This is a genomic window from Streptomyces sp. NBC_01089, from assembly GCF_045162975.1.
Classification (GTDB): Bacteria; Actinomycetota; Actinomycetes; order Streptomycetales; family Streptomycetaceae; genus Streptomyces.
In genome coordinates, this window is sequence record NZ_CP108660.1 from 1,055,795 (window position 1) to 1,080,703 (window position 24,909).

The 24,909-nt window shown below is 71.6% G+C and carries 19 protein-coding genes; 10 read left to right on the forward strand and 9 right to left on the reverse strand.

The genetic code is table 11. The features are described from left to right. Positions 1–3 precede the first annotated feature (3 nt). The 3 genes from OG510_RS04680 to OG510_RS04690 all read right to left on the reverse strand — a co-directional run bounded on the left by OG510_RS04680 (position 4) and on the right by OG510_RS04690 (position 3,620). The gene (locus OG510_RS04680) at positions 4–1,218 is read right to left on the reverse strand and encodes an acetyl-CoA C-acetyltransferase (RefSeq protein WP_406135420.1); all 1,215 of its coding nucleotides are present in this window, start codon (positions 1,216–1,218) and stop codon (positions 4–6) included. A 79-nt stretch (positions 1,219–1,297) separates the two neighbouring features. Continuing rightward, positions 1,298–2,440, reverse strand: a complete 1,143-nt coding sequence (locus OG510_RS04685) for an acyl-CoA dehydrogenase family protein (protein WP_406135422.1) — start codon at positions 2,438–2,440, stop codon at positions 1,298–1,300. A gap of 16 nt (positions 2,441–2,456) precedes the next feature. After that, positions 2,457–3,620, reverse strand: a complete 1,164-nt coding sequence (locus OG510_RS04690; RefSeq protein ID WP_406135424.1) for a CaiB/BaiF CoA transferase family protein — start codon at positions 3,618–3,620, stop codon at positions 2,457–2,459. A 350-nt stretch (positions 3,621–3,970) separates the two neighbouring features. On the opposite strand from OG510_RS04690, the gene OG510_RS04695 reads away from it, so the two are divergent. From OG510_RS04695 to OG510_RS04715, 5 genes are all read left to right on the forward strand, one after another. Further along, complete coding sequence (locus tag OG510_RS04695; protein WP_406135426.1) at positions 3,971–4,879, forward strand: ABC transporter permease; 909 nt, start codon at positions 3,971–3,973, stop codon at positions 4,877–4,879. Next, positions 4,852–5,595, forward strand: coding sequence for an ABC transporter ATP-binding protein (locus OG510_RS04700; RefSeq protein ID WP_406135428.1), 744 nt, complete (start codon positions 4,852–4,854; stop codon positions 5,593–5,595). Before OG510_RS04695 ends, OG510_RS04700 begins: the two co-directional genes overlap by 28 nt. A 77-nt stretch (positions 5,596–5,672) precedes the next feature. Further along, entirely contained in the window at positions 5,673–6,659 is a 987-nt protein-coding gene (locus tag OG510_RS04705; RefSeq protein WP_406135429.1) for an ABC transporter substrate-binding protein, read from the forward strand. A gap of 141 nt (positions 6,660–6,800) precedes the next feature. After that, positions 6,801–8,537 carry a protein kinase domain-containing protein gene (locus OG510_RS04710; RefSeq protein WP_406142305.1) on the forward strand — a complete coding sequence of 579 codons (1,737 nt, stop codon included), beginning with the start codon at positions 6,801–6,803 and terminating at the stop codon, positions 8,535–8,537. A 71-nt stretch (positions 8,538–8,608) separates the two neighbouring features. Beyond that, positions 8,609–9,847, forward strand: a complete 1,239-nt coding sequence (locus tag OG510_RS04715; RefSeq protein WP_406135430.1) for an ROK family protein — start codon at positions 8,609–8,611, stop codon at positions 9,845–9,847. Positions 9,848–9,957: 110 nt separating this feature from the next. Here the strand turns inward: OG510_RS04715 and OG510_RS04720 are convergent, their stop codons facing one another. Beyond that, positions 9,958–12,777 carry a beta-N-acetylglucosaminidase domain-containing protein gene (locus OG510_RS04720; RefSeq protein ID WP_406135431.1) on the reverse strand — a complete coding sequence of 940 codons (2,820 nt, stop codon included), beginning with the start codon at positions 12,775–12,777 and terminating at the stop codon, positions 9,958–9,960. A gap of 245 nt (positions 12,778–13,022) precedes the next feature. Between OG510_RS04720 and OG510_RS04725 the strand changes: the two genes are divergently transcribed. The 4 genes from OG510_RS04725 (at position 13,023) to OG510_RS04740 (ending at position 17,347) form a co-directional block, all read left to right on the forward strand. Beyond that, on the forward strand, positions 13,023–13,439 hold the full coding sequence (locus tag OG510_RS04725; RefSeq protein WP_406135432.1) for an SsgA family sporulation/cell division regulator: 417 nt from the start codon (positions 13,023–13,025) through the stop codon (positions 13,437–13,439). Positions 13,440–13,496: 57 nt separating this feature from the next. Further along, positions 13,497–14,345: a methyltransferase domain-containing protein gene (locus OG510_RS04730; protein ID WP_406135434.1), complete on the forward strand. Its 849-nt coding sequence runs from the start codon at positions 13,497–13,499 to the stop codon at positions 14,343–14,345. A 253-nt stretch (positions 14,346–14,598) separates the two neighbouring features. Beyond that, complete coding sequence (locus OG510_RS04735; protein WP_406135435.1) at positions 14,599–16,215, forward strand: ABC-F family ATP-binding cassette domain-containing protein; 1,617 nt, start codon at positions 14,599–14,601, stop codon at positions 16,213–16,215. A gap of 154 nt (positions 16,216–16,369) precedes the next feature. Next, positions 16,370–17,347: an acyl-ACP desaturase gene (locus OG510_RS04740; RefSeq protein ID WP_406135437.1), complete on the forward strand. Its 978-nt coding sequence runs from the start codon at positions 16,370–16,372 to the stop codon at positions 17,345–17,347. A gap of 124 nt (positions 17,348–17,471) precedes the next feature. On the opposite strand, the gene OG510_RS04745 is transcribed toward OG510_RS04740, so the two are convergent. Both OG510_RS04745 and OG510_RS04750 read right to left on the reverse strand, forming a co-directional pair. Then, positions 17,472–17,717, reverse strand: coding sequence for a WhiB family transcriptional regulator (locus OG510_RS04745; RefSeq protein WP_164264601.1), 246 nt, complete (start codon positions 17,715–17,717; stop codon positions 17,472–17,474). 70 nt (positions 17,718–17,787) lie between these two features. After that, complete coding sequence (locus tag OG510_RS04750) at positions 17,788–18,567, reverse strand: VOC family protein (protein ID WP_406135438.1); 780 nt, start codon at positions 18,565–18,567, stop codon at positions 17,788–17,790. Between the two features lie 252 nt (positions 18,568–18,819). On the opposite strand from OG510_RS04750, the gene OG510_RS04755 reads away from it, so the two are divergent. Further along, positions 18,820–21,120 carry a DEAD/DEAH box helicase gene (locus tag OG510_RS04755; protein WP_406142306.1) on the forward strand — a complete coding sequence of 767 codons (2,301 nt, stop codon included), beginning with the start codon at positions 18,820–18,822 and terminating at the stop codon, positions 21,118–21,120. A 79-nt stretch (positions 21,121–21,199) separates the two neighbouring features. Here OG510_RS04755 and OG510_RS04760 read toward each other — a convergent pair whose 3' ends face one another. From OG510_RS04760 to OG510_RS04770, 3 genes are all read right to left on the reverse strand, one after another. Beyond that, a complete protein-coding gene (locus OG510_RS04760) occupies positions 21,200–22,639 on the reverse strand; it encodes a gamma-aminobutyraldehyde dehydrogenase (protein ID WP_406135440.1) in 1,440 nt (479 codons plus the stop codon). 95 nt (positions 22,640–22,734) lie between these two features. Beyond that, positions 22,735–24,003 carry a lytic transglycosylase domain-containing protein gene (locus OG510_RS04765; RefSeq protein ID WP_406135441.1) on the reverse strand — a complete coding sequence of 423 codons (1,269 nt, stop codon included), beginning with the start codon at positions 24,001–24,003 and terminating at the stop codon, positions 22,735–22,737. Positions 24,004–24,064: 61 nt separating this feature from the next. Further along, complete coding sequence (locus tag OG510_RS04770; RefSeq protein WP_406135442.1) at positions 24,065–24,895, reverse strand: hypothetical protein; 831 nt, start codon at positions 24,893–24,895, stop codon at positions 24,065–24,067. Positions 24,896–24,909: the final 14 nt, after the last annotated feature.

Genomic DNA, 24,909 nt, shown 5'->3' on the forward strand with positions numbered 1-24,909 from the left:
CGGTCAGAGACGCTCGACGACGGTGGCGACGCCCATGCCGCCGCCGACGCAGAGGGTGGCGAGGCCGTACCGCTGGTCGCGGCGCTCCAGTTCGTCGACGAGGGTGCCGAGGATCATCGCTCCGGTGGCGCCGAGCGGGTGTCCCAGGGCGATCGCTCCGCCGTTGACGTTGATCTTGTCCAGCGGCAGGTCCATGTCGCGGGCGAAGCGCAGGACGACACCGGCGAAGGCTTCGTTGATCTCCACCAGGTCGATGTCGCCGATGGTCAGACCTGCCTTGGCGAGCGCCTTGCGGGTGGCGGGCGCGGGCCCGGTCAGCATGATCGTCGGCTCCGATCCCGAGACCGCGGCGGAGACGATCCGGGCCCGGGGCGTCAATCCGTACCGCTCGCCGACCTCGCCGGAGCCGATGGCGACCAGTGAGGCACCGTCCACGATGCCCGATGAGTTGCCCGCGTGGTGGACGTGGTCGATCTTCTCGATCCAGTGGTACTTCTGCAGCGCCACCGCGTCGAAGCCGCCCATCTCGCCGATCGCGGCGAAGGACGGCTTGAGCGCGGCGAGCGAGTCCGCGGTGGTGCCGGGCCGCAGATGCTCGTCGTGGTCGAGGACCATCAGGCCGTTGCGGTCGGTGACGGGGACGACGGAGCGGGCGAACCTGCCGTCCTTCCACGCCTCGGCGGCCCGTTCCTGCGAGAGCGCGGCGTAGGAGTCGACGTCGCGCCGGGTGAAGCCGCCGATGGTGGCGATGAGGTCGGCGCCGATGCCCTGGGGTGCGAAGCCGGTGTCCCAGTTGGTCATCGGGTCCATCGCCCAGGCCCCGCCGTCGGAGGCCATCGGGACGCGCGACATCGACTCGACCCCGCCGGCCAGGATCAGGTCCTCCCAGCCGGAACGCACCTTCGCCGCAGCCAGGTTGACGGCTTCCAGGCCGGAGGCGCAGAAGCGGTTCTCCTGGACGCCGGCCACGGTGTCGGGGAGGCCGGCCGCGACGGCCGCCGTGCGGGCGATGTCGGAGCCCTGGTCGCCGACCGGACTGACCACACCGAGCACGATGTCGTCGATGGCCGCCGGATCGAGACCGGGGAACCTGCGGCGCAGTTCGTGGATCAGCCCGACGACCAGGTCGATGGGCTTGGTGCCGTGCAGGGCGCCATTGGCCTTCCCGCGCCCGCGTGGGGTGCGGATCGCGTCGTACACAAACGCTTCGGTACTCAAGACAGCGGCCTTTCGGAGTGCGGATCGGGGTGCGGGACACGGGCGGCGGGATACGGGACGCCCGAGGGAGGGGCGAAGGTCAGGCGAGCAGCGAGCGGCCGATGATCTCCTTCATGATTTCGGTGGTGCCGCCGTAGATCGTCTGGATACGGCCGTCGGTGAACGCCCTGGCGACCGGGTACTCGGTCATGTAGCCGTAGCCGCCGTGCAGTTGGAGACAGCGGTCGGCGACCCGCTTCTGCAGTTCGGTGGACCACCACTTGGCCATCGAGGCGTGTACGGCGTCGAGCCCGCCCGCCGAGTGTTCGGTGATGCAGCGGTCGACGAACGTACGGGTGACGGCGCACTCGGTGGCCATCTCGGCGATCTCGAAGCGGATGTGCTGGAGCTTCGAGAGCGGCCGGCCGAACGCCTCGCGCTCCTTGACGTACGCCGTGGTGATCTCCAGGAGGTGTTCGGCGGCGGCGATCGCGGCCACGGCGATGGCGAGACGCTCCTGGGCGAGGTTGGTCATCAGATGGATGAACGCCCCGTCCTGCTCGCCGAGCAGATTCTCCTTGGGGACCCGGACGTCGTGGAAGAACAGCTCAGCGGTGTCCTGCGACTTCTGGCCGATCTTGTCCAGGTTGCGGCCGCGCTCGAATCCGGCGGTACCGCGCTCGACGGCCAGCAGTGACAGGCCCTTGGCACCGCCGTCCGGTGAGGTGCGGGCGACCACGACCACCAGGTCGGCGAGGATTCCGTTGGAGATGAACGTCTTGGAGCCGTTGAGCACCCAGTGGTCCCCGCGGTCCTCGGCGTACGTCCGGATGCCCTGCAGATCGGACCCGGCGCCCGGCTCGGTCATCGCGATCGCCGTGATGGTCCGGCCGCTGCAGAAGCCGGGCAGCCAGCGCCCGCGCTGCTCCTCGGTGGCCAGGGCGGTGAGATAGGGGACGACGATGTCGTTGTGCAGCCCGAGCGCGAGCCCGGACGCCCCGGCCCGGGCGAACTCCTCGGCGAGCACGGCGCTGTAGCGGAAGTCGGGGTTCCCGCCGCCGCCGTACTCCTCGGGGACGGCGAGCCCGAGGAGCCCCTGGCGGCCGGCCGCGAGCCAGGCGTCGCGGGAGGTGATGCCGTCCTTCTCCCACTGCTCGTAGTGCGGGAGGACCTCCTTGTGCAGGAAGGTGCGGACGGTCTCCCGGAACGCGTCGTGCTCCGCGGTGAAGATCTGGCGTTTCAACGGTCTCCCCCTGCTGTCAACGGTCTTCATCCGACGTGGTGTTGTCCGGTCCGGCGGCCGCTCCCGCGAGGTCAGGCACGCCCCAGTCCCTGGCCACTTCGGCCGTGTCCGCACCCGGCTGCGCGGGTCCGAGCCGTACGGAACCGGGGGTGGCGGAGAAACGCGGCGCGGGCGCGGGCTGGGTGATCCCGCTGTGCTCGACGAACGTCCCACGGGCGGCGAGATGCGGATGGGCCGGCGCCTCGCGCAGCGAGAGGACCGGCGCCACGCAGGCGTCCGACCCCTCGAAGAGCGCCGTCCACTCCGCCCGGGTGCGGGTCAGGAAGCGGGCGGCGATCGCCTCGCGCAGCCCGTCCCAGCGGGCGAAGTCCTTGCGGGCGGGGGCTTCGGCCGCGATGCCGAGCAGCTGCACGAACTCGTCGTAGAACTGCGGCTCCAGGGCGCCCACCGCCATGTACTCGCCGTCCGACGTCTCGTAGCTGCCGTAGAAGGGGCAGCCGCCGTCCAGCAGATTCGCCCCGCGCCTGTCCTGCCAGCCGCCGGCCGCCAGCATGCCGTGGATCATGGTGGCGAGATGCGCGGCGCCGTCCACGATCGCGGCGTCGACCACCTGCCCCGCTCCCCCGCCGGTGCGCGCGTGCTGGAGCGCGGCGAGGATCCCGATCACCAGATAGAGCGAGCCGCCCGCGTAGTCACCGACCAGGTTGGCCGGGACGGTGGGCGGCTCGCCGGGGCTGCCGATCATTCCGAGGGTGCCGGTGACGGCGATGTACGCGATGTCGTGCCCGGCGCGTCCGGCCAGCGGCCCCTCCTGGCCCCAGCCGGTCATCCGCCCGTACACGAGCTTCGGATTACGGGCGTGGCACTCCCGCGGGCCGACGCCGAGGCGCTCGGCGACGCCGGGCCGGTACCCCTCGATCAGGATGTCGGCGCGCTCCACGAGGCCGAGGACGCGGGCGGGCCCGTCGTCGGCCTTGAGGTCGATGAGGACCGAGCGCTTGTTGCGGTTGGTGAGGTCGTACTCCGGGTCGACCGCGAGCCCGGCGCCGCCCGGTCTGTCGACGCGTACGACGTCGGCGCCGAGGTCCGCGAGGACCATCGCGGCGAACGGGCCGGGGCCGATCCCCGCCAGCTCGACCACCCGGACTCCCGCCAGCGGACCGTTCCCTGCCTCTGCCATCACGCCCCCAGGACTGTGACACAACTGATGTGACATCGATGATGTTAAGAACGTGTTCCACTCCGCACAAGCCTTTTGGCTGAGCATCCGCTTAGGGGCGGTCGCCCGGGGCGGCACAACGGCCGCCGGGCCTCCGCCCCCTTGACCAGCCGCGTTCGGCACATAAGACGGACGTCCGATGGGCGAGACGCCGTTGACCGCCCGAGGGTCCCACCTGCTAGCTTCTGGCGCGTGTTCATGTCGCATTTACGAGATGTCCCTTTGCGGGCGGTCGCACCGGCCCGCTGAGCGTGACCTCCTCCGCACGCTGCCGCGGGTCCGCGCCCTCCTGCCCCGACGTGGAGCCCTCCATGAACACCCGCACCGACGACACACCTCCCGTACCTGGCATATCCGGTACATCCCGCACATCGGCCGACGCTTCCGAAGCGCTGGTCACACCCGGCGCGGCAGGCGTCGAGCTGGAACCCATCGTCTCCGCGTCGTCCCGGCGCCGCGGTGTGCCACGCTGGCTCCGGCGCGCCACCGGGCCCGTACTGCTGCTGGTCCTGTGGCAGGTGTGCAGCGCCACCGGCACACTCCCGGCGGACGTCCTCGCCTCCCCGGGCACCATCGCCCGTACCGCGCGCGGGCTGATCGCCGACGGCACGCTGCCGTCGGCGATGGCGGTCTCGGTGCAGCGCGTCGCCGTCGGACTGGCGCTGGGCGCGGCGGCCGGGGTCGGGCTCGGGCTGCTGTCCGGGCTGCTGCGGATCGGCGAGGACCTGATCGACGCCGTGGTGCAGATGCTGCGCGCGGTGCCGTTCGCCGGGCTCATCCCACTGCTGATCGTCTGGCTGGGCATCGGTGAGACGGTCAAGGCGACGCTGATCGCCTTCGCCGCGGCCTTCCCGCTGTACATCAACACCTACGCCGGGATCCGCGGCGTGGACCAGCAGCTGATCGAGGCCGGCACCACGCTGGGCCTGGGCCGCTGGGGCCTGATCCGCCATGTGGTGCTGCCCGGGGCGCTGCCGGGCGCGCTGACCGGGCTGCGCTTCGCGCTGGGCTCGGCGTGGCTGGCCCTGGTCTTCGGCGAGACGGTCAACGCCCGCGACGGCATCGGCTTCCTGATGGACCAGGCCCGCGAGTACTACCGCACCGACGTCATCGTGGTCTGCCTGATCGTCTACGCCTTTCTCGGCCTGGCCGCCGATGTCGTCGTCCGTACGCTGGAGAGGCTGTTGCTGCAATGGCGACCGACGTTCACCGGGAAGTGACCGCGGACCGGGCGGTCGTCGAGATCACCGGTCTGACCCGGTCCTTCGACGGCCGGGCGGTCATCGACGGGCTGGATCTCACCGTACTGCCGGGCGAGTTCGTGGCCCTGCTGGGCCGCAGCGGCTGCGGCAAGAGCACGCTGCTGCGGATACTCGCCGGGCTCGACCGGGACATCGACGGCGCCGTGCTCGTGCCACGCCGCCGGGCGGTGGCCTTCCAGGCGCCCCGCCTGATGCCGTGGAAACGCGTGTGGCGCAACGTCGTACTGGGCCTGCCGGGCCGCCCCAGGCGGGAGACCGCGGTACGGGCGCTGGCCGAGGTCGGCCTCGAACACCGGGCGGACGCCTGGCCCAAGACGCTCTCCGGAGGCGAGGCCCAACGCGCCTCACTGGCCCGGGCGCTGGTCCGCGAACCGGACCTGCTGCTGCTCGACGAGCCGTTCGGCGCACTCGACGCGCTCACCCGGATCAAGGCGCAGCAGCAGGTCGCCGAGGTGTGGCAGCGCAGGGGCTGCGCCGTACTGCTCGTCACGCATGACGTGGAGGAAGCGCTGCTGCTCGCCGACCGGGTCCTGGTGATGCAGGACGGCGTCATCGCCCATGAGCAACAGGTGGGCATCCCGCGCCCCCGGGACGTGGGCGCGCAGGAGTTCACCCTGCTGCGCGCCGGACTCCTGACCGAACTTGGCGTAGTGGCGGCTCAGGCCCGCTCCTGACCGCCTCGCGACTCCCCACACCCCCACGCCCCCACACCACTCGACCGCTCGACCGCTCGACTCGAAGAAGGCTCCCCATGAAACGACGCTGTTTCGGCGCCCTGCTCATCCCGTTGGCTCTGCTGGCCACGGCGTGCGGAGGGAAGCCCGCACACACCACGACGACGCTCAACGTCGGTGACCAGACGGGCGGTGACCGAGCGATGCTGGAAGCCTCCGGCGAGTTCAAGAACATGCCGTACAAGATCAACTGGTCGAACTTCGCCTCCGGGCCGCTGCTCCTCGAAGCCGTCAACGCCAAGGCGGTCGACCTCGGCTGGACCGGCAACACTCCCCCGGTGTTCGCCGCCGCGTCCAAGTCGAAGATCACCGTCGTGGGCGCGATGCACAGCTCGGTGGCGGGCACGGCCATCCTGGTGCCGAAGAACTCGCCGCTGAAGAGCGTCAAGGACCTCAAGGGCAAGAAGATCGCGGTGATGCAGGGCACCACCGGGCACGACCTGCTGCTCGCCGTGCTCAGGAAGGCCGGGATGTCGATCAAGGACGTCAAGGTCGACTACCTGCAGTCCGCCGAGGCGAAGACCGCGTTCAAGCGGGGAGACGTCGACGCCTGGGCGGCGGCCGACCCGACCACCACACAGGCCCTGGACGGCGGGGACGCCCGCGTCCTGGTGAGCGGACAGGGGCTGGTCAACGGCCTCACCTTCGACATCGCCGCCCCCTCCGCGCTGGCGGACAAGGGGAAGGCGTCGGCCATGAAGGACTACATGCAGCGGCTGCAGCGCGCCCGGAAGTGGGTCTACCAGCACCCGCAGCAGTGGGCGAAGGTGTGGGCGAAGGACACCGGCGTGCCGTACAAGGTGGCGCTGGACGCGGTGCGGCGTACGTCGGGCACGACGGTACGGGTCGCCGTCGACCGGGCCGCCATCGCATCCGAGCAGCAGATCGCGGACGAGTTCGCGGGCCTGAAGCTGATCCCCAAGCAGTTCAAGTTCGCCGACTTCGTCGACACCAGGTTCAACGCCGGAGTGCCGCCGTCCACCACCGCGCCCCACACGTTCTGACCGGCCCGCCGGCACGCCCCCGCGGCCGCCCCCAGGCTGAACTCCACGGGCTGTGACACCAATTCGGTTCAGCACAGGGGCCACTGCCACTAACCTGGCCGACCGGGAACGCGTCGAGTTTCGGGGGAGCCGGACATCTTGGTGGAGCCACTGTCGTCGGACGACCCGCGGGAGATCTCCGGGTACCAGCTGCGCGGGCGTCTCGGCGCCGGTGGGATGGGGAGCGTCTATCTGTCCCACACCCGGGGCGGGCAGCCGGTCGCCCTGAAGATCATCCGGCGTGAGTTCGCGGAGAACCCGGAGTTCAGGCGCCGCTTCGCGCGCGAGGTGGCGGCGGCCCGGCGGGTCCAGGGCGCCTACACGGCAGCGGTGCTCGACAGCGACACCGAGGGCGACCAGCCCTGGCTCGCCAGCGCGTACGTACCGGGGCCCTCACTGGCCGACGCGGTGCAGCGGCACGGGCCGCTGCCCGCAAGGACGGTGCTTCTGCTCGCCGCGGGAGTCGCCGAGGCACTGCAGTCGGTGCACACCGCGGGGGTCATCCACCGCGACCTCAAACCGTCGAACGTGCTGCTGGCATCCGACGGTCCGCGCGTCATCGATTTCGGCATCGCGCGTGCCGGTGACGCCACGGCCCTCACCGGCACCGATGTCCTGCTCGGCACACCCGGGTACATGGCGCCCGAGCAGGTCGAGGGCCGTACGGCGGGCCCGGCGGTCGACGTCTTCACGCTCGGGCTCGTCATCCACTTCGCCGCCACCTCCGCGCACCCGTTCGGCGAGGGCGCCGGGCACGCGCTGCTGTACCGGATCGTGGCGCAGGACCCGGATCTCTCGGCATGCCCCGGTTCACTGCGTCCGATCGTCGAGCAGTGTCTCGCCAAGGACCCTGACCTGCGGCCGTCGCCCGAGAGCCTCATCGAGGAGTGCCGCCGTGCGGCCGAGGCCCAGGGCGCGGACCTGGCCCGTGGAGAGGGCTGGTGGCTGCCCCGGCCCGTCGCGGCGGAGGCCACCCGCAGGGAGACAGCCGCCGTGCCGGCGCCACCGGACGTCCGGCCCTACACACCCACCGAGGTCTCCCCCGGGCCGGCCCCCGCCGACTCTCCCGCCGGCGCCTCCCCCGGGCCGGAGGCGAAGAAGACACCGCGCGGCGGCAGGGCCAGAGTGATCGGCGCCGTGGTGGGAGCGATGATCCTGGTGACCGCGGGCGTCCTCTGGGCGAACAACCCGTTCGACAGCGGCGGCAGCGGTAACAGCGGCGGCAGCGGCGGCGGTCCGGGCAAGGGCGGCTCGCACGACACCTCGTCGGTGCCCCTGACCGTCAAGAGCGAGAACAACGCGTTCACCCTCCAGGCCGCGCGCTACACCACCAGTTCGTACGTGGACGCGGGCATCTGCCGCCATATCACCGACGTCAACACGCTGGCCACGTCCGTCTTCATCAACCTCGACACGCTGGAGTACGACTCCGAGCACGTCGACACGACCGACGCCAAGGCGCCATCGGGCTACACCCTCCGCTACACCGACTGCTCGGACGGCAGTTACGGCGAGGAGGGCACGCGGGGCGGCGCGGGCCCCACGAGCGGACTGAAGCTCCTGGACGGCCGCGGCACATGGGGAGTGACGAAGGACCGCGACATCTCAGCCAACGACTGCCGCAAGGTCGCCCGCTCCGGCAACCTGCCCAATCCCGTCTCCATCGCGCACATCCGGAAGGGGGACCTGCTCCGCACGGGCACCGGGATCTGCGTGCAGACCAGGTCAGGCACCGTCGACCTGCTCTGGATCCTCCAGGTGAACCAGGACTCCGACAACGACGGCCTGTCCGCCTATGTCACGAACACCACCCAATGGGCACCCGCGACCGGACGCTGACCGGCACCCGGATCTTTCGCGCCGTCCCGCCCGAGTGACGCGGTACAAGGTCGCATAGGCTCAGCGGCGATATGACCAGTCACCTCACGCCGCTCGGCCCCAAGGCCGACAAGGACACCGTACGGCGGCACAATCTCAGCCTGGTGCTGCGTGCCGTACGGGAGCAGGGCGAGGCCACCCGCGCCGGTGTCGCCGCACGGGTGGGGCTGACGCGGGCGGCCGTCTCCTCGCTGGTCGAGCAGCTGCTGGAGAGCGGCTTCCTCGCGGAGTCGGGCAAGACGTTCAGCGGACAGGCGGGCCGGCCCGGTACCGTGCTCAAGCCGGCGCGCACCGGGGTCGCGGGGATCGGCGTCGAGATCAACGTCGACTATGTGTCGGTGTGCGTGGTGGATCTGTCGGGCACCGGCCGGGTCCGTCTGACCGAGCACACCGACAACCGGGGCGCGCCGCCCGCCGGTGTGCTGGCGCGCGCCGCCCGGGTCGCGGCGCGGGCGCTGGAGTCGGCCCGCGAGCAGGAGCTGCGGCCCGTCGGCGTGCAGCTGGCGCTGCCCGGTCTGGTGTCCGGGGGAACCGTGCGGCAGGCGCCCAACCTCGGCTGGAACCGGGTGGCCGCCGAGGGCGTCTTCGCGCAGGCGCTGTCGGCGCTGCGCCCGGACAGCCGTCCGCTGCCGGTCAGTTCGGACAACGAGGCCAATCTGGCGGCGCTGGCCGAGCTGTGGTTCGGCGGGCTCGGCGACGTCCGCAGTTTCCTCTATCTGACCGGTGAGATCGGGGTGGGCGGCGCTCTGGTGCTCGACGGTGAACTGCTGCGCGGCGCGCACGGGTTCGCGGGTGAGATCGGCCATGTGGTGGTGGACCCGGCAGGCCCGGAGTGCCGGTGCGGTTCGCGGGGCTGTCTGGAGCAGTACGCGGGCCAGTCGGCGCTTCTGTGGGCCGCCGGGATCGACGAGGGCGCCGGGGCCTCCGGGGTCGCGGAGCTGGAGCGGCGCGCCCGCTCGGGCGACGAGCGCACCGTTGCCGCCATCGGGGACGCCGGAGTGATGCTCGGACGGGTGCTGTCGGGGGCGGTGAACCTCTTCGACCCGGACGCGGTGGTGCTCGGCGGGATCTACCGCGGTCTGATGCCGTGGCTGTCGCCGGGCGCCGACCGGGAACTGACCGGCCGGGTGGTCTCGGGACTCTGGCCGCACGGCAGCGGCAGGCTGCGCGCCTCATCGGTCTCGGGGGACGCCGCGCGGGGTGCGGCGGCGCTGATCGTGCAAGAGGTACTGGCCGACCCGGTCGCGTACACGGAGCAGCGGGCGGGCTGAGCGGCCCCCGGCCCGGTGCCGGTACGGGAGTGCGCGACGGGGGTACGCCATGGGGGCCCGGGGTTTCGTGGCCGCCGGGCCCCCACGCCGCCGCGCGGGTGTTCCCGCGGCTACTGCACGGCCACCTCGTTGATCTGCGGTGCCGCTGGGCCCCCGGCCCAGAGCAGGCGGACCGCGTCGGCGGTGACCGCACGGGTCGTGAGGTGCGTGTAAGGACCGGTCGTCGCGCCGAGCGTCCGCCACCGGCCGCCGGTCCGCACCTGCACGGCCGCCCCGGCGCCCTTCACACCCTCGGGCGCCAGCACGGTCACCGAGTGCACCGTCCTGGACTGCGGCAGCGTGATGCCGAGGGACTCACCGGCCGCGGGCGCGCGCGCTGCGCGGTAGACGCTCTCCGCGTTCCCGTCCGCCGCGGCGGCCAGGCTGCTGCCGTCCGCCGCCGGCGGATTGCCCGTCACCGCCGGCGCGTCCGCACCGCCCACGTGGAACTCCCGTACCACCACCCAGTTCGTCTGGTCCGCGGTCGCCCTGGCCCGTACGTACCGCGCCGTGGTGCCGGCCGGGGCCTTGGCCGTGGCCGTGGGCGTGTCCTTGAACGAGCCGAGCGTGTGCCAGGTGCTGTTGTCCGACGAGTACTCCAGCACACCCTGGTGGAGGTAGTCGGATTCGCTGCCCGGCTTGCCCATGGTGACGGTGACATCGCTGATGGCGCGTTCGGCTCCGAGGTCCACGCCCACCCAGTCGTCCTTGGCGGCCGCGGCGCTGCTCCAGAAGTACGTGGAGTCGTCGCCGTCGGTCATCCGGGCCGGGGCGTTGCCCGAGTAGACACCCAGATCGCTCTGGCCCGCCGGCTGCGGCGGCAGCCCGATGAGCCTGCCCTCCTCGGTGAGCGCCCGTGTCACGAACGCGTCGAGCACCCCGTCACCCACGACGACCGGGATCTTCCCGCCGTTCATGTCGGTGTAGACCGGCGCCTGGGCCTTCGTGACGAGACCGGCCAGCTGCTGCCGCTCCTGCCAGGCGGCCGCGCCGCGTCCGGCCTTCGCGTCGTCCAGCATGCGCAGCGCCGCGAGTGTCGCCGTGCCCCACGCCTGCGCCGAGTCGAGCCACGGCCCGGCATCGGTGACGAAGCCCTTGTCGGGCAGGTCCGCACGGAGCACACCGGGGGCGTCCCGCAGCTCGCGCAGCGCTGCCGCGAGGGTGCCGGACGACGCCTTGCCGTCCCAGTAGCGGGAGATGACCGCGGACAGCTCGGGCGCCTCCTGCTTGTTCAGCGCCGAGCTGTAGTTGACGTCGCTGAAGGCCCGCAGGGCCCGCTCCACCCGCGGGCTGCCGCCCGAGAGTTCGTGCACGGCCTGCCCGTAGGCGCGGTCCGCCTCGTACGCGGCGTCGTTCCAGGTGTAGTCGGCGACCGTGTACAGGGCGAGCTTCGACGCGTACGGCTGGATCATCGGGTTGGCCGTGATCCCCGCGAGCTGTTCGGCGAGCCCCTTCTCGCGGCCGCTGAACGGGCCGAGCAGCAGCCTGTTCGTCGCGTAGTCGTTGACCGGGTAGTTGTCCCAGGTCAGGATCTGGTGGCCGAAGACCGTCCGCGCCGACTTCGCCTGGGCGACCGTCATGGCCGGTGCGACGACACCGACGCCGGTCCACTCCACCAGGACGTCCTTGTCGAGCTGACCGGCGATGGCGGTCTTGTACGGGGACGGGGCGACGTCGTAGTACTCGGTCGGCACCATCTCCAGCGGCTGCGCGCCCTCGTGGGTCTTGATGAACTCCTTGTTGACCCGGTTGAGCAGATACGCCTGGGCCGCGCCCGCAGCGCCGCCGCCCGTACCGAACTTCGCCTTGTCGGCGTCGCAGTTCCAGTTGGTGTAGCTGATGTCGTCGAGCGGGATGGCGAACTGCCGTACGCCGATGTCCCAGATGGTCTGGAGCTTGTCGACCAGCGCCTTGAGGTCGGCGTCCGAGCTGTAGCAGGCACTCAGCCCGGGCGAGAGGGCGTAGGTGAACTGGACGTGGTTGGCGCGCGCCCGGTCCACCAGCTCCTTGATGGTGGCCAGTTGGTCTGCCGGGTAGGCGTCGCGCCACTTGTCGCGCAGATAGGCGTCGTCCTTCGGCGAGTAGACGTAGATGTTCATCTTGTGGGCGCCGTAGAAGTCCATCTGGTCCAGGCGCGCGGCCTGCGACCAGGGGGTGCCGTAGAAGCCCTCGATGGTGCCGCGTACCGGTGTGGCCGGCCAGTCGCGCACCGCCAGGCCGCGCACGGACGCGCCGGGCCCGGAGTGCCGCGGGAGGACCTGGCGCAGCGACTGGGCGGCGTAGTACGTCCCGGTGGCGTCGGCCCCGGAGAGCACGATCCGGCCGGCGCTGTCCCCCTTCGCGCGGCCCGCAGCGAGGACATAGCCCTCGGCGGCGAGACCCTGCGGGCCCTGGGCGCCGAGTGCGGTGAGAGCGGTGGCGGACGCCTGGTTCTCGCCGGGGCCGCCGACGTAGACCGCGAGCCGGTCGTGTCCTGTGCTCTTCGGCCCGACGGACAGATGGGTGGCTCCGGCGGCCTTGAGGGACTTCTCCACCAGGGAGAGCGCGGCGGCGTCGGTGGAGCCGCCGGTGACGATGTCGACGTACGGGGTGATGCGCACGCTGTCCGGGCGGGGGGACTCGGACCGGGGCGTGGGGGTGATGACAGGCGCTGTGGACTTCGGGGCTGCCGTCCTCGGAGCTGCGGTCCTCGGAGCCGCCGTCTTCGGAGCTGCCGCCTCGGGGGCTGCCGTCTTGAGGGCCGCTGTCTTCGGGGCCGCGCTCGCGGTCCCGGCGGTGACCGCGCTGAGCGGGGCCGTGGACAGGGCCAGCGCGAGGCCGGCCACGAGCGGTCTGAGCAGGGGTCCCGAGAGCGGGCTGTGCTGTGGTCCGGCCGGTTTTTTGCGGAACATCGACGATCCTCCACGGTTCGGCACCGACCCCTGAGCGGGGATGTAGAGGACTAGACCACTCGGCTGATTATGTGTCAATGATGCGCGCAGGAAGGCTTTTTCGAGCAGATACGCGCATTGGTATGCACCATTCTCCGGCAGGGTGATGGATGTCACCCACTCTCCCGGTGCACGGAACGGTCCCGCCGGACGTCTGACCCTTCGAGGGAACACCGTCGGCCGAACCGCGAGAAGGGAGCGAGACCTTGCCTCATACCGTCGAACAGGCAGTCCAGGCTCGCCTGGTCACACCCGCACCCCGGATGGAGACCGTCCCGGCCACCCTGCGCTACGACCGTACGGACCCCTTCGCGGTCAGCGTCGGCTTCCCGCCGCAGGCCACCCTGGCGGGCGAGCCGGTCTCCTGGGCGTTCGCACGCGATCTGCTGGCCACGGGCATCCGTACGCCCGCTGGTGTGGGTGACGTACGGATCCGGCCCTTCGGCTACGACAGGACCGTCCTCGAGTTCCACTCCCGCGAAGGCGTCGCGATGGTCCATATCCACACCTCCGAACTGCGCCACTTCCTGAAACGGACCGAGACCGTGGTCCCCGCCGGACGCGAGCACCGCTACCTCGATGTGGACCAGGACGTCGTGGAACTGCTGCGGGACGCCTGCTGAGGGCTTCACCCGCAGGGCTGTGACCGGTCAGGACCACCGATCGGCGATACTCACCGCATGGCTGATGACGGCGCGGACCGCGGATATCTGCTCGACAACCAGCAGGCGGAAGCCGGTGTCCGCTTCGACGCGCTGGCCGAGCTGTTCGATCCGGTGACCTTCCGGCACGTCGACGGGCTCGGCATCACGGACGGCATGCGGTGCTGGGAGATCGGCGCGGGCGGCCCCAGCGTGCCCAAGGGCCTGGCGGCACGGGTCGGCCCCGCGGGCACCGTGCTCGCCACGGACATCGACACCTCCTGGACCGAGGCCGCGCTCACCTCCGCAGGCGGGACCATCGAGGTGCTGCGCCACGACGTGGCGGCCGACCCGCCGCCGCCCGGCGGCTTCGATCTCGTACACGCGCGCCTGGTCCTGGTGCACGTCACCGACCGGGCCGAAGCGCTGCGCCGGATGGTGCGGGCGCTGCGCCCCGGCGGATGGCTGCTGGTCGAGGACGCCGACCCCGGGCTGCAGCCGCTCCTGTGCCCCGACGAGTCCGGCCCCGAGCAGCGGCTCGCCAACCGGCTGCGGACCGGTTTCCGCGAGCTGATGGCCGCGCGCGGGGCGGATCTCGCCTACGGGCGGACCCTGCCCCGGCTGCTGCGCGAAGCCGGTCTCGACGACGTACGGGCGGACGCCTACTTCCCCCTCACATCCCCGGCCTGCACCAGGCTGGAGGCCGCCACCGTGCGCCAGATCCGCGCCCGCCTCGTGGCCGCCGGGCTCGCCACCGACCAGGAGATCGACCAGCATTTGGCGAACGTCGCGACCGGCCGGCTCGACCTGGCGACATCCCCCATGATCTCCGCCTGGGGGCGCCGGCCGGCACAGGACGGCGCTGCCGCACCGGAGCGGGCACGGTAGGCCGCTTACGGTAAATCACTTTGCGGCCGGGTCCGATCGGCCGTAACGTTCTCTCCGGCCCTGTTGTCGTTGATCGGAGTAGGACATTGCGCTACTGAGGTCTTGAGACACCGTGCCGTGCAGTGACCACACCTGCGCGCACCGCGTGTGACCTCGGTATTCGAGCTGTCCTCCCGGAACAGGGCCTTCTCTGTGTCCTGCGGTGTCTCCACCCGTTGCCCTCACCCCTTTTCGCAGCAACCGGGAGACCCGTATGTCAACCCATTCGTCCACCCATATCTCCTGCACCGCGCTCTCCTTCTCCTGGCCGGACGGTACGTCGGTACTCGACGGGTTCCAGCTGGCCGTCGGCCCCGGCAGGACGGGCCTCATCGGCGTCAACGGCTCGGGCAAGTCGACCCTGCTCGGGCTGATCGCCGGGGAGCTGACGCCGGCCGGTGGCACCGTCCGGGTCACCGGCGACATCGGCTACCTCCCGCAGAATCTCGTGCTCGACACCGCGCTGCGCGTGGACCAGGCGCTGGGCATCGATGTCCAGCGTGCCGCGCTGCACGCCATCGAGGCAGGTGACGCGAGCGAGGAGCACTTCACCGCGGTCGGCGACGACTGGGACGTGGAGGAGCGCGCCCACGCGGTACTCGGGCAGCTCGGACTCGGATCGGTCGGTCTCGACCGGACCATCGGCGAGGTGTCGGGCGGTGAGTCCGTCCTGCTGAGGCTCGCGGCGCTGCTGCTGCGCAGGCCCGACGTACTGCTGCTCGACGAGCCGACCAACAACCTCGACCGGCAGGCCAGACAGCGGCTGTACGCGGCGGTCGACGCCTGGCCTGGCGTGCTGGTGGTGGTCAGTCACGACCGTGAACTCCTGGAGCGCGTCGACCAGATCGCGGATCTGCGGGACGGCGAGGTCCACTGGTACGGCGGAGCCCTGTCCGCGTACGAGGAGGCGCTCGCCGTGGAACAGGAGGCGGCCGAGCGGATGGTGCGCGTCGCGGAGGCCGATGTGCAGAAGCAGAAACGCGAACTGGCTGACGCCCAGGTCAAATTGGCCCGCCGTAAGCGGTACGGGCAGAAGATGATGGAGAACAAGCGCGAGCCCAAGATCGTGATGGGTGCGCGGAAACGCGCGGCGCAGGAGTCGGCGGGCAAGCACCGCATCATGCACACCGAGCGGCTCGACGAGGCGAAGGAGCGCCTCAGCGAGGCGGCGGACGCGGTGCGCGACGACGACGAGATCCGCATCGAGCTGCCGTCCACCCGGGTCCACCCTGGCCGGAGCGTGCTGACCCTGCGGGAGCTCCGGCTGCCGTACGGAAGCGGCGTCGAGGGCGAGTTCACCGCGCACGGACCCGAACGGATCGCCCTGGTCGGACGGAACGGCGCGGGGAAGACCACGCTGCTGCGGACCATCGCGGGCCTGCTGGAGCCGGTGTCGGGAGAGGCCACGGCGCATGTGCCGCTGCGGTTCCTGCCGCAGCGGCTCGATGTGCTCGACGACGAGCTGAGCGTCGTGGAGAATGTGGCGCGCAACGCGCCGGACGCGGGCAACAACCTGATCCGGGCGCGGCTCGCCCGGTTCCTCTTCAAGGGGGCGCGTGCCGACCAGCCGGCCGGCACGCTGTCGGGCGGCGAACGGTTCCGGGCCGCTCTCGCCGCGCTGCTGCTGGCCGAGCCCGCCCCGCAGCTGCTGATGCTCGACGAGCCGACCAACAATCTGGACATGGCGAGCGTGCGCCGGCTGACCGCCGCGCTGGAGTCCTACGAGGGGGCGCTGATCGTGGCGAGCCACGACCTGCCGTTCCTGGAGTCGGTCGGGATCACCCGGTGGCTCACCCTGGGCGAGAACGAATGTCCCGGGGGTGAGGCGTGATGTGGCTCTCCGTACCGAGGCCCGACCTGGGCGCATAACAGACCGTAACGGTACATATCGGAACCGGGGGTTGGCTGAGGCTTACTGCCGCCTTAACCTACGGATACGTAACCTACGAATCCGTAGGTAACTACTCCCGTCCCCAGGAGCCCCCGTGACGATCACCTCTCCCCACCTCGGCAGTACGGACGCGTGGACAGACGCCCGGCTGCTGTATGCGCTGGAAGAGGTGGTGGAGAAGGAACTCAACCGCCATCTCTCCGTGGCCAAGGACTGGATGCCCCACGAGTACGTGCCGTTCTCCGACGGCCGTAACTTCCCCGGCTTCTTCGAGGACGGGAAGGTGTGGGAGCCCGAGCAGTCCAAGGTCACGGACATCGGCAGGACCGCGCTGGTGGTCAATCTGCTGACCGAGGACAACCTCCCGAGCTACCACCACGAGATCGCCTCACTCTTCGGGCGCGACGGCGCCTGGGGCACCTGGGTGCACCGGTGGACGGCCGAGGAGGGCCGGCACGGCATCGTGATGCGCGACTACCTGCTGACCTCGCGCGCCGTCGACCCGGACAAGCTGGAGCAGTTCCGGATGGCGCACATGTCGGAGGGTTTCGAGTCCGACAACCGGCACTCGATGCTGCACTCGGTGGCGTACGTCGCCTTCCAGGAGCTCGCCACCCGGGTCTCGCACCGCAACACCGGCCACCAGTCGGGCGACCCGGTGTGCGACCGGATGCTGGCGCGGATCGCGACCGACGAGAACCTGCACATGGTCTTCTACCGCAATCTGCTGGGCGCCGCCTTCGAGATCGCCCCGGATCTCACCATGCAGTCGGTGCGTGACGTCGTCGTCGACTTCCGGATGCCCGGACACGGGATGCCCGGCTTCGAGCGGGCAGCGGCGCAGATGGCCATCGGCGAGATCTACAACATGCGGATCCACCACGACGACGTGCTCCAGCCCGTCCTGCGCTATCTGAAGGTCCTGGACATCGACGGGCTCGGCCCGGAGGGACTCAAGGCGCAGGAGGAGCTGGGGATGTACATGGGCGGTCTGGACGCCGAGGCCGCCAAGTTCGACGCGAAGCTCGCGGCCCGCAAGGCCCGGATGGCCGCCCGCGCCGCCGCTTCGTAGCCCCACGTTCATCCCCGTACGCCGGTCTCACCCCGGCCGGTGCCGCACGGAGCGGACACCGGGCCGGGGTGACGGCGTCAACGGGTGGCGGAGTGGCGGGTGGCGGAGTGGTGGGCGGGGTACGTCAGCTCGCCGCGCGTCTCAGGCCGTACCGCTCCTTCTCGGAGAGTCCTCCCCAGACCCCGAACCGTTCGTCGTGGTCGAGTGCGTACTCCAGGCAGGCCACTCGCTCCTCGCAGATTCCGCAGAGCCGCTTGGCCTCCCGGGTGGAGCTTCCGGGGTCGGGAAAGAAGAACTCCGGCCCCGTCTCGGCGCACAGCGCCCGCTCCTGCCAGGCGAGCTCAGGCGCGTTGCTGGTGGTGATCGACATGCTGGACACAGTGCCCGGCGGCGATCAATGTCCGTTCAACAAACGATGAACGAGACTCTTGCAGCGGGTCTCACGCGCCGCCGGATTCGCCCTTGATCAGCGCGAACCTCGCTCCATAGGGGTCGTTCGCCTTGGCGATCCGGCCGACGCCCGGCAGATCGACCGGCTCCATGACGACGGAGCCGCCGAGCCGCTGGGCCGATGCCACCGCCGCGTCGGTGTCGGACACCTCGAAATACGGCAGCCAGTAGCCGGCGTCGGCCGCTCCGGTCTGGACGAAGCCCCCGAAGTTGGCCTCGGGGCCGCGGCCCGCCGGGGCCGCCATCGTGTACGTACCCCCGGGGTAGGGCGCGGAGTTGGTCTCCCAGTCGAAGACCGCGTGGTAGAAGGCCGCGGCGGCGGGGATGTCCGTGGTGTACAGCTCGGTCCAGCAGAGCGCGTTCGGGTCGTTCACCACGCCCATGCCTCTGTTCTCCCCCGGCTGCCAGGTCGAGAAGGGCGCACCTGTCGTGTCCGTGAATCCGGACATGCGGCCCAGCGCCGCCACGTCGTGCGGTCCGAACAGCGAGCCGCCGCCCGCCGCTTCGACGGCTCGCGCGGTCGCTTCGGCGTCCGGCGTCTGGAAGTAGACGTTCCAGGCCCCCTTGCCCGCCGGGCCCTCCATCCCCTGCATCACCCCGCCGACCATTTTCCCGTCCAGGACATACATGCCGTAGCCGCCGAAATCGGGGCCCGCCGACAGGAAGTCCCAGCCGAACAGCCCGCCGTAGAAGGCGTTGGCCCCCTCCTGGTCGGGGGTCGCGAGATCGATCCAGTTGGGCGAGCCTGCGACGAACGGGATGCTCAGCATGGTGCGCTCCTCGGCTTGGGGCGGTCTCCCCTGTCGGACTGCGTTTCCGAGTCTTGCACCGGGCACTGACAGTCCGGCGCGCCAAGGGCTTCCGGGTACGGCCGGGCGGGTAGCCGGGCGACCCCAATGGCGTACCTGGCGCACATCCCGGACGGTCCGCAGCCGCCCTTCCCGCTTCCGGACGCCGGCCCGATCAGAACAGAAGGCCCTGGCCCCGTACCGCGTGACATCATCCGTCCGGTGAGCGGCGAGATGCGCGGCCCGGCCCCGGCCGGCCGAAGAGACGGCAGAACGGCCCGGGCCCTCCTCCTGGAGGCGGAGCGGCTGCTCGGTGCGGCGCGGGCCGTCGTCACCGACCGGGCCGCCGCGGCCGGCGCCGTACGCGATGCGCTCGCCCCGCTCCAGCGGGAGCTGGCCAGGAGCGAGCTGGAGCCGATCCCGCTGTCACGCCTGCGGGACGTCACCGAGGGGCGGCTGCGGCTGGGCGCCCTGGAGCAGGCCGGTTTCACCACGGTCGCCCAGGTGCACGACGCCGGCCGCTACGCGCTGCGCCAGCTGCCCGGCGTCGGCGCCCACACCGCTGACCAGGCGGTCGCCGCCGCCGGGCAGATCGCCAGGGCGGTGGAGGAGACCGTCACCGTACGGATCGACATAGACCGCCCCGAGCCGCGTACGACGGCGCTCGTCAGAGCCCTGCACGTACTGGCGCAGGCCGGGCCCGAGCTGCGCCGCGCCCACGACACGGCGCAGCGGCTCACGGCCGGGCTCGACGGGCTCCTGCCGCAGGCCGGGCCGGCCCGCAGCAGGTTCCGGATGGCGCTGGCGGGCCGGACCAGGCGTGCGGAGGCGCTCGCCGCGCTCGAAGCCGTCGGGGACCTCGTCGGGCAGTCGGCGGCGGACGGGCTGCCGCTGCTGTTCGCCCAGGTCTCGGCCGATCTGCTCCGGGTGCCCGCGTCCGACGCCGAGGCATGGGTCGGCTTCGAGCTGAGTTCGGCCGACTACTACAGCCTGCTGGCGGAGTTCGCCGGCCAGGGCCCCGATCTCGCCGCGGCCGAGGGGTTCGTACCCTCCGGTATCGCCGGGCGGGTCCGTGCCCAGCAATTGGACGACAGCAGGCTGCGGGTCTCCCTGCGCGGCTACCAGTCCTTCGGGGCGCGGTTCGCTCTGGTGCAGCGCCGGGTGATCATCGGGGACGAGATGGGGCTCGGCAAGACGGTCCAGGCCATCGCGGCGCTGGCCCACCTGGCGGCGGGCGGCGCGACACACTTCCTGGTCGTCTGCCCGGCGAGCGTACTGATCAACTGGACGCGCGAGGTGGGATCCCGCTCCACGCTGACCGCCCGGCCGGTCCACGGTCCTGGGCGCCGGGCGGCGTTCGCCGAGTGGTGCGAGCAGGGCGGGGTGGCGGTCACCACCTTCGATGTGCTGCATCTGCTCACGGTCCCGGACGACGTGCGCCCGGAGATGCTCGTCGTCGACGAGGCGCACTTCGTCAAGAACCCGCAGACCCGGCGGGCGAGGGCCGTGGCGGACTGGGCCGGCGTGTCCGGGCGGGTGCTCTTCCTGACCGGCACCCCGATGGAGAACCGGGTCGAGGAGTTCCGCAGTCTGGTGGACCGGCTCCAGCCCGAGCTGGTGCCCGCGGTACGCGACCGTGACGCGGCGGCCGGCTCCCAGGTGTTCCGCAGGGCTGTCGCTCCGGCCTATCTGCGCCGTAACCAGGAGGACGTCCTCATGGAGCTGCCCGCGCTGGTGCACGTGGACGAGTGGGAGGAGCTCAGCGCGGAGGATCTGGCTGCCTATCGGGAGGCCGTGGCCGACGGGCACTTCATGCGGATGCGCCGGGCCGCGTACGCCAGCCCGGAGGGCTCGGCGAAGCTCAGACGGCTGCGCGAGGTCGTCGGTGAAGCCGCGGCCAACGGGCTGAAGGTCGTGGTCTTCTCGTACTTCCGCGAGGTACTGGCCACGGTGGGGTCGGCACTCGGCGGGACGGCCTACGGGCCGGTCGACGGCGCTCTGCCTGCGGCCCGCCGCCAGGAACTGGTCGACGCGTTCTCGGCAGCCCCCGGGCACGCGGTGCTGCTCAGCCAGTTCCAGGCGGGCGGGGTGGGCCTCAACATGCAGGCGGCTTCCGTCGTCATCCTGTGCGAGCCGCAGATCAAACCGACCATGGAGCACCAGGCCGTGGCACGCGCCCACCGGATGGGCCAGGTCAGAACGGTGCGGGTGCACCGGCTGCTGGCCGCCGACAGCGTGGATACGCGGATACTCGGCGTACTGGCCGACAAGACGCGGCTGTTCGACGCGTACGCCCGGCGCAGCGAGGTCGCCGAGGCGACGCCCGACGCCGTGGACGTCTCCGACGGGAGCCTGGCCCGGCGGATCGTGGAGGAGGAGCAGCTGCGCCTGTTCCTGGCGACACAGGAGAGCACCGGGCGGGAGATCCCGCGGCAGGGCGCGCCCGGGGCGGCCGTTCCCGGACCTGCCGCTCCCGAGGAGCCGGAGCCTGAGCCGGAGCCGCTGCCCGCGCCGGAGACTGCCGGGGAAGGGTGAAGGCCCGCGTCTCCGCGGGCCTTCACCGGTGGCACGGCGCGCTGCCGGGTGTCAGCACCCGACCGCGCGCTGCCGGGTGTCAGAGCGCGGTCATGACGTGCTTGATGCGCGTGTAGTCCTCGAAGCCGTACGCCGAGAGGTCCTTGCCGTAGCCGGAGAGCTTGAACCCGCCGTGCGGCATCTCCGCGGCGAGCGCGCCGTGGTTGTTGATCCACACACAGCCGAAGTCCAGGCTCCTGGACATCCGCATCGCGCGCTGGTGGTCCTTGGTCCACACCGACGACGCGAGGGCGAAGTCGACGCCGTTGGCGTAGGCCACGGCCTGCTCCTCGGTGCTGAACGACTGGACGGTGATGACCGGTCCGAACACCTCGTTCTGGATGATCTCGTCGTCCTGGCGCAGCCCCGAGACGACCGTGGGGGCGTAGAAGTACCCCTGGTCGCCGACCCGGTGGCCGCCCGCCTCGACCGTGGCGTGGCCGGGGAGCCGGTCGATGAAGCCGGTCACCTGGGCCAGCTGGTTCGCGTTGTTCAGCGGGCCGAAGAACGCGTCGGGGACGTCGGGGCCGCCGGTCGTGGTGGCTGCCGCTGCCTTGGCGAGGGCCGCGACAAAGGCGTCGTGGACGGACTCGTGCACGATGACACGGGTCGCCGCCGTACAGTCCTGGCCCGCGTTGAAGTAACCGGCCACCGCGATGTCGTCGGCGGCCTTGGTGAGGGCTTCGCCGTCGAGGTCGTCGAAGACGACGACCGGTGCCTTGCCGCCCAGCTCCAGGTGGACCCGCTTGACGTCCTTGGCCGCCGAGGCGGCGACCTGCATGCCCGCCCGCACCGAGCCGGTGATCGCGGCCATCGCGGGGGTGGCGTGCTCGACCATCAGCCGGCCGGTCTCGCGGTCCCCGCAGATGACGTTGAACACGCCCTGGCTGTGGCCGAGTTCGGCCAGCACACCGCCGATGATCTCCGCGACCAGGACGGTCGAAGCGGGGGTGGTGTCGGACGGCTTGATGACGACCGTGTTGCCGGCCGCGAGGGCCGGGGCGAACTTCCAGACCGCCATCATCAGCGGGTAGTTCCAGGGTGCGACCTGCGCCACGACGCCGACCGGCTCGCGCCGGACGATCGAGGTCAGCCCCTCCATGTACTCACCGGCCGACCGGCCCTCCAGGAGCCTGGCCGCACCCGCGAAGAAGCGGAGCTGGTCCACGACCGGCGGGATCTCGTCGTCCGTCAGCTGTGCGAGCGGCTTGCCCGTGTCGCGCCCCTCGGCCGCGATCAGCTCGGCCGCCCGCTCCTCGAAGACGTCCGCGACACGCAGCAGCACCTTCTGCCGGGCGGCGGGGGTCGCGTCGCGCCACGCGGGGAACGCGGCGGCCGCGGCCTCCATGGCGGCGTCGACGTCGGCGGCGCCCGACAGCGCGGACGTCTCGTACACCTCTCCGGTACAGGGGTCGATCACATCGAGAGCGCGGCCGTCGGCCGCCTCCTTGAACTCACCGTTGATGTAGTTGCGCAGCATGCACCCCAGCCTCACGGAATCCGCGGCCCGCGTGACCGGACAATGTGGAGCACCCGCACCCGCCGCCCCCTACAGAACGGCACAGTCGGTACGGATCAGGACGGCGTTCCCGGGGCCCCGGGAGCGGAGGGGCAGCCGTCGCCGGGCGTACCCGACGGGCTCGGGTCCGCGGTGGGCGAGTCGGACGGGGTCGGGGACGGGGAGGGCGTGGGGCAGTCCGGCGGTGTGCTGCCGCCGCTGCCGGGGTCGGGCGACGAGGTGTCCGGCGGCCCCGATGTGGGACCGGACGACGGCGAGCCCGAGCCGCCCGGATCGCCCGGTTCGCCCGGTGAACTGCCCGGCGGCGTCGGTGTGCCGCCGCCGGTCGGGCTCGGGGACGGGGTGTGGGAGGGCGGCGGGCCGATGACGATCCCGCCGCCGCCCCCGTCACCGTGTCCGCCGCCCGCATGTCCGCCGCCCGCATGTCCGCCGTGCCCGTCTCCGTGTCCGTCCCCGTGTCCGTGGCTCTTGGCGGACGGTGTGCCGTCGGACGCGCTGCCCGCGCCCGGGCTGTGCGGCAGGACCCCTTCGCCGTCCGGGACCTCATGCGTCCCGTTCCGGTAGAAGGAGAGCCAGGACAGCACCAGCCGCAGATAGGCGTCGGAGTGGTTGTAGCTGAGGACCGCGCTGTCCAGGCCGTCGCCGCTGCGGAGATCACGGCCGCCCGCGCAGAGGTAGTGACCGGCGGCGAGCGCGGCGTCGAAGACGTTGTCGGGGTCCTTCTTGCCGTCGCCGTTCCCGTCCTGTCCCCAGGTGGCCCAGGTGGACGGGATGAACTGCATCGGGCCCACCGCCCGGTCGTACGTCGTGTCCCCGTCGTACGCCCCGTGGTCGGTGTCCGGGATGTGTGCGAAGCCCGAGCCGTTGAGCACCGGGCCGAGGATCGGCGCGAGGGTGGTGCCGTGCTTGTCGACCGCCCCGCCCCGCGCCTGCCCCGACTCGACCTTGCCGATGGCCGCGAGCAGCTGCCAGGGCAGTCCGCAGGCCCGGTCGCTGCGCCGCAGCTGTGCCTCGGCCGACCGGTAGGCGGCCAGCACGGTCGCCGGGATCCCCGACTGTTCGTACACAGGTCCCGCGTCACCGGCGTCGACGGGGTTGCCCGGCGGGGGCGGGGTCACCAGGGGCGGGATCTCGGTGTGGAACGAGTTGTCCGTGGGGCCCGCGACCTGTGCCGTCGGCTCGCCCGCCGGTACGGACGCTCTCCCCTGCAGCGGCTGCTGATGGTGAACGAGCCCGGGCGCCTGCGAGGCGGTGAGCGCCGCCATGGCCACCGCGGCCACCGCGCTGCCCCCCAGTCCTCGCCGCATCCGCCGCACGTGCCTCATACGCCGCTCCCTCTGCTGGGTCATGGGGTCAGGGATCAGGGGGTGAATCGGGGATCAGGGATCAGGGGGTGAAGGTGTCGATGTCCGCGATCCGCCACTTGCCGCCGCCGCGCACCGCGTCGACGGCGAACATCGCCGCCGCATAGGTCGTCCGGTCCTTCTTGGCCGCCGTGCCGGTGTTGCTCTGGTCGGCGTAGAGGAGCACCCGGGCGCGGTCGCCGTCGATCAGCTCCACCCCGCTCTGGGTGACGGTGGTGGTCAGCACGAGCTTCTGCTTGGCGGCCTGCGCGCGTACGGCCGCCAGCATGTCCTTGTGCTGTTCGACGGCCTTGCCGGTGAGGAGGGTCGCCGCGGCCCGGTCGGCCTTGGCCGTGTTGGCGTAGTCGTACGAGAAGAGGGCGTTGACGGCGCTGGTGACCTGGCCCTTCACCTCGGTCGTACGGGCCACGTCGCTCAGCGCGCCATTGCTGGCCGCGTCGTCGTCGTGCAGCGCGGACGCCTGTGTCCATGCGTACGCGGCGAACCCGCCGAGCAGCACGGTGAGAACGGCCAGCACCACAGGCAGCCGCACCCAGGCCCGGAGCGGACGGCGCGCCGCCGGGACACTCCCGGACGCGGCACCGGCAGCATCCGGCCCGGCCGCATCCGGCTCTGACTGCTCCGGGGCTGGCTGGTCCGGGCCGGTCCGGTCCGCGGCTGCCTGGTCCGGCTCTGACTGCTCCGCGGCTGACTGGTCCGGGCCGGTCTCGTCGGGTGTCCCGGGCGGCCCGGGCGGCCCGGGCTCCGCTCGCGGTGACGGCGGCGGTGCCTCCGTCCCCCGTGGCGTGACGCGCACCGGGGCCACGGCCGCCAGGCGCCGCTGCCGGTTGATGAGATGACGGGTGGTCGACATGTCGTCCTCAGCTC